Annotated in this window: 8 protein-coding genes; 2 read left to right on the forward strand and 6 right to left on the reverse strand. The window is 70.0% G+C overall.

The features are described 5' to 3' along the window. Nucleotides 1-53: 53 nt before the first annotated feature. A complete protein-coding gene (locus tag AB0472_RS09700; protein WP_366354927.1) occupies nt 54-1241 on the reverse strand; it encodes a fumarylacetoacetate hydrolase family protein in 1188 nt (395 codons plus the stop codon). 47 nt (nt 1242-1288) lie between these two features. After that, nucleotides 1289-3025, reverse strand: a complete 1737-nt coding sequence (locus AB0472_RS09705; RefSeq protein ID WP_366354929.1) for an IlvD/Edd family dehydratase — start codon at nt 3023-3025, stop codon at nt 1289-1291. A gap of 102 nt (nt 3026-3127) precedes the next feature. Between AB0472_RS09705 and AB0472_RS09710 the strand changes: the two genes are divergently transcribed. Then, complete coding sequence (locus tag AB0472_RS09710; RefSeq protein WP_366354931.1) at nt 3128-3904, forward strand: FadR/GntR family transcriptional regulator; 777 nt, start codon at nt 3128-3130, stop codon at nt 3902-3904. A gap of 268 nt (nt 3905-4172) precedes the next feature. On the opposite strand, the gene AB0472_RS09715 is transcribed toward AB0472_RS09710, so the two are convergent. The 4 genes from AB0472_RS09715 to AB0472_RS09730 form a co-directional block, all read right to left on the reverse strand. Beyond that, nucleotides 4173-7289: a family 78 glycoside hydrolase catalytic domain gene (locus AB0472_RS09715; RefSeq protein ID WP_366354933.1), complete on the reverse strand. Its 3117-nt coding sequence runs from the start codon at nt 7287-7289 to the stop codon at nt 4173-4175. Between the two features lie 721 nt (nt 7290-8010). Beyond that, nucleotides 8011-8520 carry a hypothetical protein gene (locus AB0472_RS09720; RefSeq protein WP_366354934.1) on the reverse strand — a complete coding sequence of 170 codons (510 nt, stop codon included), beginning with the start codon at nt 8518-8520 and terminating at the stop codon, nt 8011-8013. Next, a complete protein-coding gene (locus tag AB0472_RS09725; RefSeq protein ID WP_366355185.1) occupies nt 8517-9068 on the reverse strand; it encodes a SigE family RNA polymerase sigma factor in 552 nt (183 codons plus the stop codon). Before AB0472_RS09725 ends, AB0472_RS09720 begins: the two co-directional genes overlap by 4 nt. A 791-nt stretch (nt 9069-9859) precedes the next feature. Then, on the reverse strand, nt 9860-11698 hold the full coding sequence (locus tag AB0472_RS09730) for a GAF domain-containing protein (protein ID WP_366354936.1): 1839 nt from the start codon (nt 11696-11698) through the stop codon (nt 9860-9862). A 170-nt stretch (nt 11699-11868) separates the two neighbouring features. On the opposite strand from AB0472_RS09730, the gene AB0472_RS09735 reads away from it, so the two are divergent. Continuing rightward, nucleotides 11869-13254: an MFS transporter gene (locus AB0472_RS09735; RefSeq protein WP_366354937.1), complete on the forward strand. Its 1386-nt coding sequence runs from the start codon at nt 11869-11871 to the stop codon at nt 13252-13254. Nucleotides 13255-13320: the final 66 nt, after the last annotated feature.

Consider the following 13320-nt stretch of genomic DNA (forward strand, 5'->3'; position numbering starts at 1 on the left):
CATCAGGGGATGGCCGCCAGGCTCGCGTGGCCAGGCGGGAATCCGGGGTTCCGTCACAGCACGCCTCGCCGGGCGAGGTTGCGCATCAGGGCTCCTACACCGTATGTCCACGGCGCGGCCTGCTCGCTGGGGATGACGGTGTTGACCAGAGCGCCGAGGCGCGGGCTGGAGATCCGCACCAGGTCGCCGTACTCGTGGGTGAAGCCCGCGCCCGGCGCCTGCCGGTCCTCGGTGGGAGCGAACAGCGTTCCGGTGAAGAGCACGAAGCCGTCCGGATGCTGGTGGTGCGGACCATGTGTGGCGGCCACCAGGTCCATGACGTCGCGGCTGATCTCCCGCATGGAACTCCTGCCGCGCAGCACGTATCCGTCCGTCCCCTCGACCCGCAGGTCGACGTCGAGACCGCGGACGGCTTCGAGGTCGAAGCCGTCGTCGAGCAGGCGGACGAAGGGGCCGATCGCGCACGAGGCGTTGTTGTCCTTGGCGCGGGACAGCAGCAGGGCGCTCCGTCCCTCCACGTCGCGAAGATTGACGTCGTTGCCGAGTGCCGCTCCCCGGATCCGGCCGTGCGAGTCCGCGACGAGGACGACCTCGGGCTCGGGGTTGTTCCACACCGAGGTGCCGAGAACCCCGATGTACGCGCCGGTACCGACCGCGGACAGTACCGGGGCCTTGGTGAACACTTCCGGGTCAGGACCGATCCCGACCTCCAGGTACGGCGACCACAGTCCTTCGGAGACCAGCACTTCCTTGGCCTTGGCCGCCTCCGGGGACCCGGGGCGGACGCCTTCGAGCGTGCCGCCCACCACCTGTCCGAGGCGATCCCGGACCATGGCGGCCAGGGCCGGGTCGCCGCCCGTGCGTTCCTCGATGACGCGTTCCAGCAGGCTCCGGGCGAAGGTGACGCCGGCGGCCTTGATCACCTGCAGATCGACCGGGGCGAGCAGGTGCGGAACGTCACGGCGGCCGACCGGTGCCCCGAGCAGGTCGTCCAGGCGCCAGACGTGTCCGCCGTCGGCATCGCGGACGACCGCCGCCGCGTCGTCGCGTTCCATGAGGTCGGAGACGGTGGGTACGACGGCCGTCAGGTCGACGACATGCTCGCCCCGGACCGCGGCCACGCACGGTCCGTCCCACTCGGGGTGATGGACGCGTGCGACGAGCGCGGCTCGGTCGGCGTCCTCCGGCAGGACGGTTCCGGCGGTCAGGACCGGCCGCGGATGCGCTGCTTGCGGTTCCACGATCAACGCTCTCCTGGATTCGAGGTGTGCGGCGCCTGGATCGGTGCTCAGTGGGAGTCGCGGGGGACCTCGTGTCCGCGGTTGCCGCGCAGGAAGCCGAAGTCCGCGCCCTCGTGGGCCTGTTGCACGTTCTGGGTGTAGAGCCAGGTGTAGCCGCCGGTGTACCGCTCGGCCGGCGCGCGCCACGCCAGCCGCCGGCGTGTGAGTTCGGCGTCGTCCACGTCCAGGTGCAGGGTGCGGCTCGGGACGTCGAGAACGACGAAGTCCCCGTCGCGCACCAGGGCGAGTGGCCCGCCGACGGCGGCCTCGGGTGCCACGTGCAGGACCACCGTCCCGTACCCGGTGCCGCTCATCCGTCCGTCGCAGACGCGCACCATGTCCTTGACGCCGGCCTTCAGGAGCTTCGCGGGCAGCGGAACGTTGGAGACCTCGGGCATGCCGGGGTAACCCTTGGGGCCCGCGTAGCGGATCACGATCACGGTGTTCTCGTCGATGTCGAGTTCGGGGTCGTCGACCACCTCGTGGTACGCCTCCGGGGTGTCGAAGACGCGCGCGGGTCCACGGTGGGTGAGCAGGTGCGGGGACGCGGCGGACTGCTTGATCACGGCACCGTCGGGGCAGAGGTTCCCCCGGAGGACGGCGATACCTGTGCCGGCCGGCTGGAAAGGGGCGTCGAGGCCGGTGATGACGTCGGAGTCGGCGCGTTCGGCGTGCTCCGTGTTCTCGGCGACGGTGCGGCCGGTGACCGTGATCTCTTCGCCGTGCAACAGTCCGCCGCGCAGCAGTTCGGCCATGACCACGGGCAGTCCGCCCGCGTAGCAGAAGTCCTCCATGAGGTACTTGCCACTGGGCATCAGGTTGACCAGGGTCGGCACCTCCCGGACGAGGTCGTCGAAGTCCTGCAGACCCAGGTCGACACCGACGCGCCCGGCGATGGCGATGAGGTGGATGACGGCGTTCGTGGAACCGCCGATGGCCGCGTTCACCCGGACGGCGTTCTCGAACGCCTCCGGCGTCAGGATCCGCGAGGGGCGCAGGCCCTCCTCCACCATGCGAACGATGCGCTGCCCCGCCGCCTGCGCGGTCTCCATCCGACGTGCGTCGACCGCCGGCCAGGCCGCGGACCCCGGCAGTTGCATGCCGAGCGCCTCGGCCAGACAGGCCATCGTCGACGCGGTCCCCATCGTCATGCAGTGCCCGTGGGAACGGGCCATGCACCCTTCCGCGAAGAAGCACTCCTCCGCGGTCATCCGGCCGGCTTTGAACTCCTCCTCGAACTTCCACACGTGGGTGCCGGATCCCACGTCCTGCCCGCGGTACTTTCCGTTGAGCATCGGTCCGCCGGTGACCATGACGGCGGGCAGGTCGACGCTCGCAGCGCCCATGAGCATGGCGGGTGTCGTCTTGTCACAGCCTGACAGCAGCACCACGCCGTCCAGGGGGTTGGCCCGGATCAGTTCCTCGACCTCCATCGCCATGAGGTTGCGATAGAGCATGGCGGTGGGGCGCATGAGGGTCTCGCCCGTGGCCATGGTGGGGAACTGCAGAGGCAGCCCGCCCGCCTGCCACACTCCCCTCTTGACCGCTTCCGCGACCTGGGTCAGATGTGTGTTGCACGGTGCGAGTTCGGAGGCGCTCGTCGCGATACCGATGACGGGACGCCCGTCGAACACCTCGTGGCCGAGCCCTTGGTTGCGCATCCAGGAGCGGTACACCATGCCGCTGCGCCCCTGTGCGCCGAACCATGCCTGGCTCCGGCTGCCGGCTTCTCGACCGTCGGTCATGCACACACTCCCGTGGCTGTGACGTGGTCCGCTTCGGGTGTGGCCATGGGGTGGGGACCCGCAGGCCTTACCCTGTGAGGCAATCATTGAATGATTCGATGAATGGCGTCCAGGGGGTGGGCGGACATCGTGATGGACTTCCCGACCATGCACCAGCGCGTGGTCGACGAACTCGGCCGACGGATCGTGGGCGGCGGCTGGAAGCCCGGCGACTCGCTGCCGGTCGAGGACGCGCTGGCCGCCGAGGTCGGCGTCAGCCGAGGGGTCCTGCGCGAGGCGGTCAAGGCACTGGTGGCGAAGGGGATGCTGCACGTGCGCCCGCGCACGGGTACACGCGTGCTGCCCCCGAAGCAGTGGAACCACCTGGACCGGGACGTGCTGCGCTGGAAACAGGCCGAGAACGCCACGGCTCTGCTGCGTGACACCGGTGAACTTCGCCGGATCGTCGAACCCGAAGCGGCCCGGCTCGCTGCCGGCCGGGCCACTCCCGACGATGTCCGAGCCCTGTACGGCCATGTGGCGGCCATGGAGGCCGCGGCGGCGGAGCCCGGCGGCACGGGGTACATCGAGGCCGACATCGCCTTTCACCAAGCCCTGCTCGACGCCAGCGGCAACCCTCTCCTCGGCTCACTGGGCCGGGCTGTCGACGTCGCGCTGGAACACAGCTTCCTCGTCAGCACCCGGACCCCCGGTGCGGTGGAAGCCTCGATGCCGGGTCACCGGGCCATCGTGCGAGCCGTCGAGGCCCGGGACGGCGCGGCCGCGGCGGCCGCCGTACTGGCTCTCATCGAGGCAGCGGAAAGGGACATCGCGCAGAGCCCGATCAAGGGATCCGCTTCGAAACGGCCCGACACCCGAACGACGCGGACACAGAGGTGAACGTCGGCCGGGACGGGGTGTCGGCGCCCCGGACCGACCGCACCTGACCTACGAACGGTCCACGCCGACGGGGCCTGAAATCCGGGCCCGGGGAGACCACCAGCTGATGCTCCGCACTGGCGCCGCCGGTGGGTTCTGACTCCGGTTGCCGATCGGTGATGACACCGGCCCCTGCCGGCCTGCGCTCTGGTGGCGGTGGAGTGGCGTGCGCCGGTTCCGTCAGAGAGGCGGAGTCCTCTGACGGAACCGGACGGGACGGGTGAGTGTCTCAGCTGTGGCCGGTCACGGTGAACTTCCAGTGGCCGGAGCCGACCGTGTAGACGCTCTCGTCGTCGCCGCTGTTCCGCGGTCGCGCACCGGAAGTGGCTCGGACGGTCACATGGGTCTGCCCGAGGTGCGGGACATGGACGGTCGCGGTGCTGCCGACCGGGATGGTGACGTCAAGGGTGGTGCGGTCGCCGTCGTTCGTCCAGGAGCTGGAGACCCGGCCGCGGACGGTCGCGACGGATGCCGCCGCGTGGCGCAGGCCCGGCGGGATCTGCGGGTCGACGGCCAGGGTGCTGTAGCCGGGGCCGGTCGGCCGGATGCCGCCCAGCTGCGTGTAGAAGGACGTGTTGATACCGGCGAACATGGCGTGGTCGTGGCTCTCCATGCTCGAGGCGTAGGTCCACTCCTCCCACGAGGTGGTCGCCCCCTTCGTGATCTCGTAGCCGAAGCCGGGGTAGGTGCGCTGGTCCAGTACCTTCAGCGCCACGTCGGTCCGGCCGACGACGGCGAGCGCGTCCATGAGGTAGCGGGTGCCGAAGATGCCTGTGTCGAGGTGACCGGCGTCCTTGGTGAGGATGGTGTCGACGAGCTGGGCACCGACCTTGTCGACGTTCTCCGCGGGGACCATGCCGAAGGCGAGCGGCAGCACGCTGGTCGTCTGGCGTCCGTCGCCGTAGGTGTCGCCGGCCGCGTTGAGGAACTCGGTGTTGAACGCCTGTTTGATGGCGTCGGCGAGGTCGGTGAAATGCGCGGCGTCGTCGCGCCGGCCGAGTGCCTCGGCCGCTTTGGCGACATCCACGGCCTGAAGGTACGACAGGGCGGTGTTCACCACCGAGACCTCGCTGGTGCAGTTGCCGGCGTTCGGGTTGCCGAGGCCGCCGTTCGCGTTGGAGCTGCGGTCGGGCGGGCACCAGTCGCCGAACCCCCTGTCGGCCGGCCAGATGTGTCCGGGCACGTCGGTGGCGTTGGTGTCGACGAACTTCTTCATCGCCGGGTAGGCGGTCGCGAGTGTGGCGCGGTCGCCGTACTGCTCGTAAAGAGCCCAGGCCAGGGTGATCTGGTCGCCGCCCATGTCGGGCTGCTGTGCGTTGCCCCCGTCGTTGGGGAGCGGAGTGCCGGGCGGCATGTCCTGGAGGTAGTCGGCGTAGAAGCCGTCCATGCCGAACTCCCGGACGGAGGCGTCGTGATAGGCCTGTACGTCCATGCCCGGCGGGGTCCGTTCGTCACGGACCGGGTTGTCGGTGGGCAGGCTCATCGAGTTGTTCAGGATGGTCCACCTGTTGTTCTGCCAGATCCGGTCGAGCAGCGCATCGGACGAGGAGAACGTGCCGGTCGACGCCACGTCGGCGTGCGCCACTCTGGCGTCGAGGCTCTTCGTTGTCGGAGTGCCCGGGTAGCCGGTGACCTCGACATAGCGGAACCCGTGGTAGGTGAAGCGGGGTTCGTACGTCTCGGTACTGCGAGCACCTGCCAGGGTGAAGCTGTCGGTGGCCGCCGCCGCCCGGTTGGTGGTGGTGTCGAGCATGCCGTCGGCACCGACCTCCTCGGCCGTCCGCATCCGTACGGTGGTGCCCGCCGCGCCCTTGACGTGCAGCCGCTCCCAGCCGGCGATGTTCTGACCGAAGTCGTAGACGTAGACGCCCGGTTTCGGCTCGGTGAGCCGCACCGGCGCGAGCGTGTCGGTGACCCGGATCGGCGGCAGGGTGGCGGCCGCCAGTGTGCCGGTCGGCGCCTGCACGGTCCGCACCGGCTGCCAGCCGGTCGCGTCGAAGCCGGGCTTGTCCCACCCGTCCTTTTCCGACTGCGCGTTGTAGGACTCGCCCGCGTAGATGCCGTTGCTGGTGATCGGGCCGGTGGACCAACTCCACTTGCTGTCGGTGGTGATGGTCTGCCGACGGCCGTCGGCGTAGGTGACGTCGAGCAGCATCACCGCCTGCTGAGGGCCCGACCAGCGGAAGCCGTAGGGGCTGAACCGTTCGTCGTATCCGTTCCCGAGCCACAGCCCGACGGTGTTCGCACCGCTCCTGAGGTCGTCGGCGACGTCGTACGTCGTGTAGAGGTCGCGCTTGTCGTACGGGGTGGCGGCCGGGGCCAGCACCTGGTCGCCGACCTTGGCACCGTTGAGGTGCAACTCGTAGAAGCCCAGGCCGAACACATAGGCTCGGGCGGTCGCGATCTTCGTTCTGTCGAGGGAGAACGCGCGGCGCAGCATCGGCGCGTCGGGTTCCGCGTCGAGCAGTGTCGGGTCGCCCCGGGGTTCGAGCTGACCGCCGGTGACCGGGCTGTCGGGGAAGAGCGGGTCGGGTGAGGTGCTGAAGCCGTCGGAGAAGAGAGCGGCGCCGTCCAAGCCGTGAACCGCGATGTTGTCGTACAGGGCGTCCTCGGCGACACCGTTGGTCACTGAACTGCGGAAGCCCAGGGTGCCCGTGCTCAGGGTGGTGTCGGTACGGGAGTCGACCTGGGCGCCGTCTATCGAGGTGGTGATGCGGCTGCCCTCGGCTCTGATGGTCAGGTGGTGCGGGGCGTTGACGTTCGCGGTGGTGATGACCGGACTGAGATCTACTTCGCCGAGGTTGGTGAACCGGCCGCCGGACTGGACGTGCGGACGCAGCAGCACCTTGCCGGCCGCCTGTGCGGCGTTGACCTGCCACATGTAGTAGTCCTGTGCGTCCTTCACCCGGAACAGGACACTCGCGGCACCGGTCTTGATGGTGAAGTCCGCGTCGAGGGTGAAGTCCGACCAGGAGTAACTGTTGCCGGTGTCCGGGCTGATCCACTGGGCGCCCTGCCAGTCCGCCGCGTTCAGCAGACCGGTCTCCCAGTGCCCGGTCGGGCTCCAGCGGGAGGCCCTGCCGTGCGCGTCCCACACCCGCACGGTCCAGTAGTAGGCACGCGAGGAGGTCAACTCCGGTCCCCCGTAGGCCACTCCGACCGAGTCCGCGTCGGACACCCGGCCGCTGTCCCAGACGTCCGCATCCTCGGTGGTCAGACGCTTCGGGCTGCTCGCCACCAGGATGCGGTATGCGGTCTGCCGGTCTCCACGGGCGGAGGAGTGCAACTGCCAGCCGAGGCTGGGCCGGGTGTCGTCGGTGCCGAGCGGGTTCGCCGCGTGGTCCACGGTCAGTTGTCCGACGGAGATTCGGCCGGACGCGGCTACCGCGACTCCCGGACCGCCAGGCGACACCCCGAAGACCACCGCCCCCACCAGGGTCACAACCGTGAGCCATCGTGATGACTTCCAGCGCCAGCGACTGTGCACGGGCTTCCCTCCAGGTCTCGGCAGAACCACCACCGCGGAATGAAACGTTTCAATCGACTTGGACGTTGGCAATGTACGAGCGCGTACCGTCGGGGTCAATGGATCAGACCAGTCGGCTCTTCCTGTCGCGACGGCGTCTGCCGCGGCGAAGGCCGGCCATTCGTCGCGTTCTCACGGTCAGGCGATCTCCGCGAGGCGGACTCACGGGCCGGAGAGGGGGCGAGCTGGATGACCACGTGTGTATCGGTTCAATCCGACGGCGCCGTGGTCGGGCAGGTGGCGCGGAGTGTGCCGGGTGGCTTCCGGGAATGCCCTGAGAAAGCCCGGGTCCGGATACCGGTACGGCATGATCCGGCGGCTGTCGGCCGCGACGGCGGGGGCGGGGCAGGTGAACCGGTGGGTTGCGACGTCCTCCTGATACGGCTGGTCGACGATCTGTCCGGGTGATCCGGGCGGACGGACATCGTCCGGGGGTGGACGCATGCTGGAATGCTGGGGGTTGGTGGCCCCGGTTCCGACGGGGCCACCAACCTCTCGACCTCCGTCCGGCCTCGGTGCGGTCAGGCCGGTTCCGTCAGGGTCAGCGGTAGCAGGTGGTCACGAGGACCGTGTCACCCGCGTGGACGACCGTCGGGGCGTGCGGCGAAATCGCGACGACCGCGTCCTCCTGCTTCTTGCAGTCGGACATCTTGACCCGGGTGAAGGTGGGCGTGAGGTCGAAGTGGACGAGCGCCACCCTCGCCCTGGACGCGCTCGCACCGGCCAGCTGCTCCTTGGCGATCCTCCCGTCGCTGGTGCGGACGAGCAGGGTGGTGCTGTCGGCGGCGTTGCTGCCGGCAGCGGCCTGCTGTGAGGAGTGCGCAGTGCCGCCGACCGCACCGGCGGCCAGAGCGGTGCCCGCACCGCAGGCCACGGCCAGCGCGGTGGCGATGCCCGCGATGGCGGTGGCCCGCTTGCGGCGGGCCCCGCGCTCGATGACGGCCGTGTCGAAGTGCGGCGCGTCGGCGGTGTTCACGAAGTCGTTCATGGCGTTCACCAGTTCCTGTTCGAAGAGTGTGCAGCCGGAAGGCTGCGAATCGCGTGAACTCATCGGATTCCTTCCGTGGGCTGCTGTGGCGAAGAGCCGGAGAGTGCGGGGAACTGGCCTCTGAGCTTGTCGATGCCGCGAGCGAGCTGGGACCGCACGGTGCTCGGTGAGATCTTCAGGTCGGCCGCGATCTCGTCATCCGACAGGTCGTGGAAGTACCGCAGTACCACGACCGTCCGCATGCGCATCGGCAGCCCCTGCAGGGCCCGCACCAGTTGGTCCCTCGTGTCCACCTGCCCGTACTGGTCCCCGGGGGCGGCACGGTCGCCGCCGTCCTGGTGCGGGACCGTGCGACGAAACCTCCGCCACCGGTCGTTGACCAGGTTCACCATGATCCGCCGCACGTAGGCCTCCGGAGAGTCCTTGCCGGCGATGGTGCGCCACTTGCGGCACGCCCGCTCCAGGGTCTCCTGGACCAGGTCCTCCGCGGTCTCACGGTTTCCCGTCAGCACCAGGGCCCCACGGAACAGCACGGCCGACCGGGCGACCACGAAGTCGTGGAAGTCGTACTCCGACTCCGACCCCGACTCCCCCGGTGCGGGCTCACTGATTCCGACACGGACATCGCGCTCGGTTGCCAGGTCCACATCCCCATCCCTTCCTGTCACCCCTCCTCGACGGGGAAGCGGTCTCGTGTGCTGCACGCACATCGTGAGACCTGGCTCACAATGCCCGGCCAACAGGATGTTTCTGCAGACCATCGCCTCCATCCGCCGGTTCGGCCGGCCCGTCCCGACCCCGACCTCGGCGTGTGGCCCGGCGACCACCCCCTCGACCTGCGGTCCGTCTTCGCGTCCCCGATCCCCACCACGGTGATCTCGCACGGTCCAGCGCGACGACTCCGGGGCCCTTCTTGCGAGCCGGATGCCGGATGCCGGATGCGGCGGCGTGGCTCTCGCCGAGCCATCCCTGGAGTGTCTCGGCGGATGCGAACGTGACGGTCTCCAAGCCCTGACGTACCCGTGCGGCGAACCACATGCGGCCGATCACCACGACATGTTCGGGCACGGTCCCGCATGCGGGCCGTCCGTGGACACTCGTGATCATCCCGGTTCCCGCCGCGGAACGGTCATCCAGGGGCTGCGTGCTCGCACGGGCTACGACCTGGCCGCCCGACCTTGACAGGGTGTCGGCACTCCCCGTCCCGGCGCGCCGCTCCGCCGGGCGGACGGCGGCCGCGCCGATGTCGAGGTCCCGGCCCGGTTCGCCACCACCGGCCCGGACCGGAGAAGGGGTAGCGTCCGCGGCGGCCCGACCGCGTCACGTTCGGCGGAGCGCGGGGCCGGCGGCTTGGCCGGCGCGCGGAACCCCGTCCGGGACCGCGCGGTACGGGCGACGCCGCTCACCTTCTCTCCGGTACCGGTCCGTCGGGCACCCGCCTCAACTGATGCAGCCGCAGCGCGAGATGTACGCGCAATCCCCGGTCACCGGCGCGCCAGTCCTCTCCCAGGATCACGCCGATGCGGTCCAGCCGCTTCAACAGGGTGTTCGTGTGGATGTGGAGGGCGTGGGCGGTCCGGCTGAGGTTGCCGGAGTGGGTGAAGAAGGCGCCGGCGGTGGCCACGAGGTGCGTGCAGCGGCGGCGGTCGTAGTCGAGGAGGGGGCCGAGCGTGTCGGAGATGAAGTCCCGCAGTTCATGGGCGCGTCGGGGGTCGAAGGCAAGGGCGTACATGGCGTAGTGGCGGGTGGTGGCTCCGCGGTCGTTGTCGCCGAGGGAGCGCATGACGTCGAGGCAGCGTTGGGCGAGGGTGAAGGAGCGCGCGCGGTCGTGGCCCGTGACGCGGTCGACGACCACGAGGGTCGGGGAGCCCAGGCGGTGCCGGAGCCGGTGGTGCAGCGCCGCGGCCGCCGCCTCCGGGTCGTCGGTGTGCAGCAGCATCGTCCCCCGGCCCAGGTATTCGCCCGCGAGTCCGGACCACTCGGGTGATGCGGCGTGCAGTTCGCGGACGACGTCGGCGGCGGGACGCCCGGGGCAGTCGGCGGCCACGAGGACGTCCAGGCGGTCCACGTCGACGCCACGGGCGAGCGCGCGGTCGCGCAGGGTCGGGTGGACGGGGTGGAGCGGGGGGTGGGACAGCAGTTCGGTGAGCAGTTCGCCCCGCACCCGCTCCTCCGCCTCGACGCGCGCCTCGCGCATGAGCACGAGCAGGCCCGTGATCTGCGCGGAGCGCTCCAGCATCCGGACGTCCGCCGAGTCCGTGGCCGCCCGCCGCCGCAGGGACAGGGAGCCGAGGTGGCTGCCGTCGGCCTGGATGGCCGCCACGCTGAGGACCGTACCGTCGTCGCCACGGCCGTGGACGCACCGGCCGGTCCGCCGTGCCTCCTCCAGCAACTCCCGTTCCGGTGGCGGGTCGACGTCTGGCGTCGCGGCTCCGGGGAACCGGCTCGCGACGACCTTGTCGTCCCGGTCCCGTATCGTGACCGCACCCCCGAGGTGGTCCACGAGCGACTGCGCGATGTCACCGGGCCCGCCGCCCGTCAGCACCACGTGGGTGAGCGCCTCGTGCACCGCCGCGGCCAGTTCCATCGTGGCGACCTGGTCCTCGATGACGCGGTAGGCGTCCCGCAGCCGCCGCAGTGCCACCCGGCTCTCCTCGTAGAGCCGGGCGTTGTTCAGGGCGATGGCGGCGTGGTCGGCGAAGGCACTGAGGAGGGCCACCTCGTCCTTCGGGAAGGGGCGTTCGGTGCGGTCGGCGGCGAAGAGGACACCGATCACCCGGTCGCCGACCAGGAGCGGTACGCCGAGGAGCGCCACGAGCCCTTCGTCGCCGACGAGCCGGTCGAAGCCCGAGTTGTGGTCGATGCCGTCGGCCGCGCGGTAGTCGCTGACCCAGTAGGGGGCCCTGGTCTCGATCACCCGGCCGCCCAGACCGGCCCCCGGGGGCATCCGCGCGGACGAGAACTCCGGTGAGATGGTGCCCGCGGACGCCCTGAGCATGAGGTTGCCGTCGGCGTCCAGGAGTGAGAGGTACGCGAAGTCGCTGCCGATCAGTTCGTGTGCCTCCCGGACGATCGACGGGAGCACCACGTCGACCTCCCCGAGCACTGCCAGCGAACGGGCCGTCGCGTACAGGCTGGTCAACTCGCGCTCGCGGCGCAGACGGTAAGCGGCCAGTTCGTGGTGTTCGGCGTCTCCACCCTGATCGCGAGCACCCTGCGCGTCAGAGTCGGTGCGTGGCATCGGTCCGGCCTCCACGAGAAGCGAGCAGGTGGAGATTTCCTCCACCGTGTGAGGGCCAGGAGTGTATCCCCGTCCCATCCTGCAAAGCGCTTGCTCAGCTCTACTCTCGCCGCACGACACAGAGCTGTGACGCGGGTCGCAGCCCTACCGAGAACCGAGGGATGCCTCCCATGGCCTCTTCCGCGCAGGCCCCCATCCAGGGCGACAGCTCCGGCCCCGCCACCGCCTCCGGACGCCGCACCGGCTGGCAACTGCTCGTGGCCGGACTGATCGGCAGCTCGATCGAGTGGTACGACTTCTTCCTGTACGGTACGGCGGCGGCCCTGGTCTTCCCGCACGTCTTCTTCCCGCACTCATCCGCCTTCATGGGCACCCTGCTGTCCTTCAGCACCTTCTGGGCGGGCTTCGTGGCCCGGCCGCTCGGCGGGCTCCTCGCCGGTCACTTCGGTGACAGGTACGGCCGCAAGCCCACGGTGGTCGTGTGCCTGACGGGCATGGCCGTCGCGACGTTCCTCATCGGCTGTCTGCCGAGCGCCGCGCAGGTCGGCACGCTCGCCCCGGTTCTGCTGGTGCTGCTGCGCTTCGTGCAGGGTGCGGCCGCGGGCGGCCAGTGGGGCGGCATCGCGCTCCTGCTCACGGAGTCGGCACACCCCAAGCGCCGCGGCTTCGCCGGCACCTTCGGCCAGACGAGCGTCCCGGTGGCGGTCATCATCGTGAACCTGATCTTCACCACGACCAGCACCGTCGTATCGAGCGACGCGTTCCTGAGCTGGGGCTGGCGCATCCCGTTCCTGCTCAGCGCGGTCATGTTCCCCGTCGTGCTGCACATCCAGCGCAAGGTCGAGGACACCCCGGACTTCCGCGAGCTGCAGGAGGCGGCGGCCAGGACCACGCAGGCACGGGTGGTACGGGCTCCGGTCGCGGAGGCCGTTCGCCGCAACTGGCGTAGGATCCTGCTCGGTTGCGGCACGCTGTCCGCCACGAACAGCCTCTTCTACGTGAGTGTCACCGGCCTGCTCAGCTACGGCACCACGACGCTGCACATGGACCGCAACTCCCTGCTGACCGCCACCCTGCTCAGCTCGGCCCTCATGGCGGGCATACTCCCCTGCGCCGGCCACCTGTCGGACCGCTTCGGCCGGCGCAGGCTCATCCTCGTCGGCGGGCTCGGCGTGGCGGCCTGGGCGTTCCCGTACTTCGCGCTGGTGGACACCGCGTCGGTCCCGCTGGTCTTCGTCGCCGTGACCGTCGGCTTCCTCTTCCAGGGGCTGACCTACGCCCCGATGGCCGCGTATCTCGGCGAGCTGTTCGCCCCCGACGTCCGCTATTCCGGTGTCTCCTTCGCCTACCAGCTGTCCGCCATCGCCGTCAGTGGCAGCACGCCGGTCCTGATGACCACCGTGATCGCCAAGACCGGAACGACCACCCTGGTCGCGCTCTACATCACGCTCATGGGTCTGATCACCTTCCTTAGCGCGTGGTTCCTGCCCGAGACGAACCCGGCGGAGGTACGGGCCGATCCGGAGAAGCTGCCCGGAACCCAGCTGTACGCCTGAACGGTCGGCCGGAAGCCCTCTGGACGCCCCGGACACGCTCGGCTTCCCGAATGCCCCCTATGTTGT

Source organism: Streptomyces sp. NPDC086777 (genome assembly GCF_040702065.1).
Classification (GTDB): domain Bacteria; phylum Actinomycetota; class Actinomycetes; order Streptomycetales; family Streptomycetaceae; genus Streptomyces.

Excerpts from the sequence above, each read along its gene's own strand:
- AB0472_RS09735 (WP_366354937.1), top strand. The coding sequence starts at position 11,869 with ATGGCCTCTTCCGCGCAGGCCCCCATCCAGGGCGACAGCTCCGGCCCC.
- AB0472_RS09705 (WP_366354929.1), bottom strand. The coding sequence starts at position 3,025 with ATGACCGACGGTCGAGAAGCCGGCAGCCGGAGCCAGGCATGGTTCGGC.
- AB0472_RS09710 (WP_366354931.1), top strand. The coding sequence starts at position 3,128 with ATGGCGTCCAGGGGGTGGGCGGACATCGTGATGGACTTCCCGACCATG.
- AB0472_RS09720 (WP_366354934.1), bottom strand. The coding sequence starts at position 8,520 with ATGAGTTCACGCGATTCGCAGCCTTCCGGCTGCACACTCTTCGAACAG.
- AB0472_RS09730 (WP_366354936.1), bottom strand. The coding sequence starts at position 11,698 with ATGCCACGCACCGACTCTGACGCGCAGGGTGCTCGCGATCAGGGTGGA.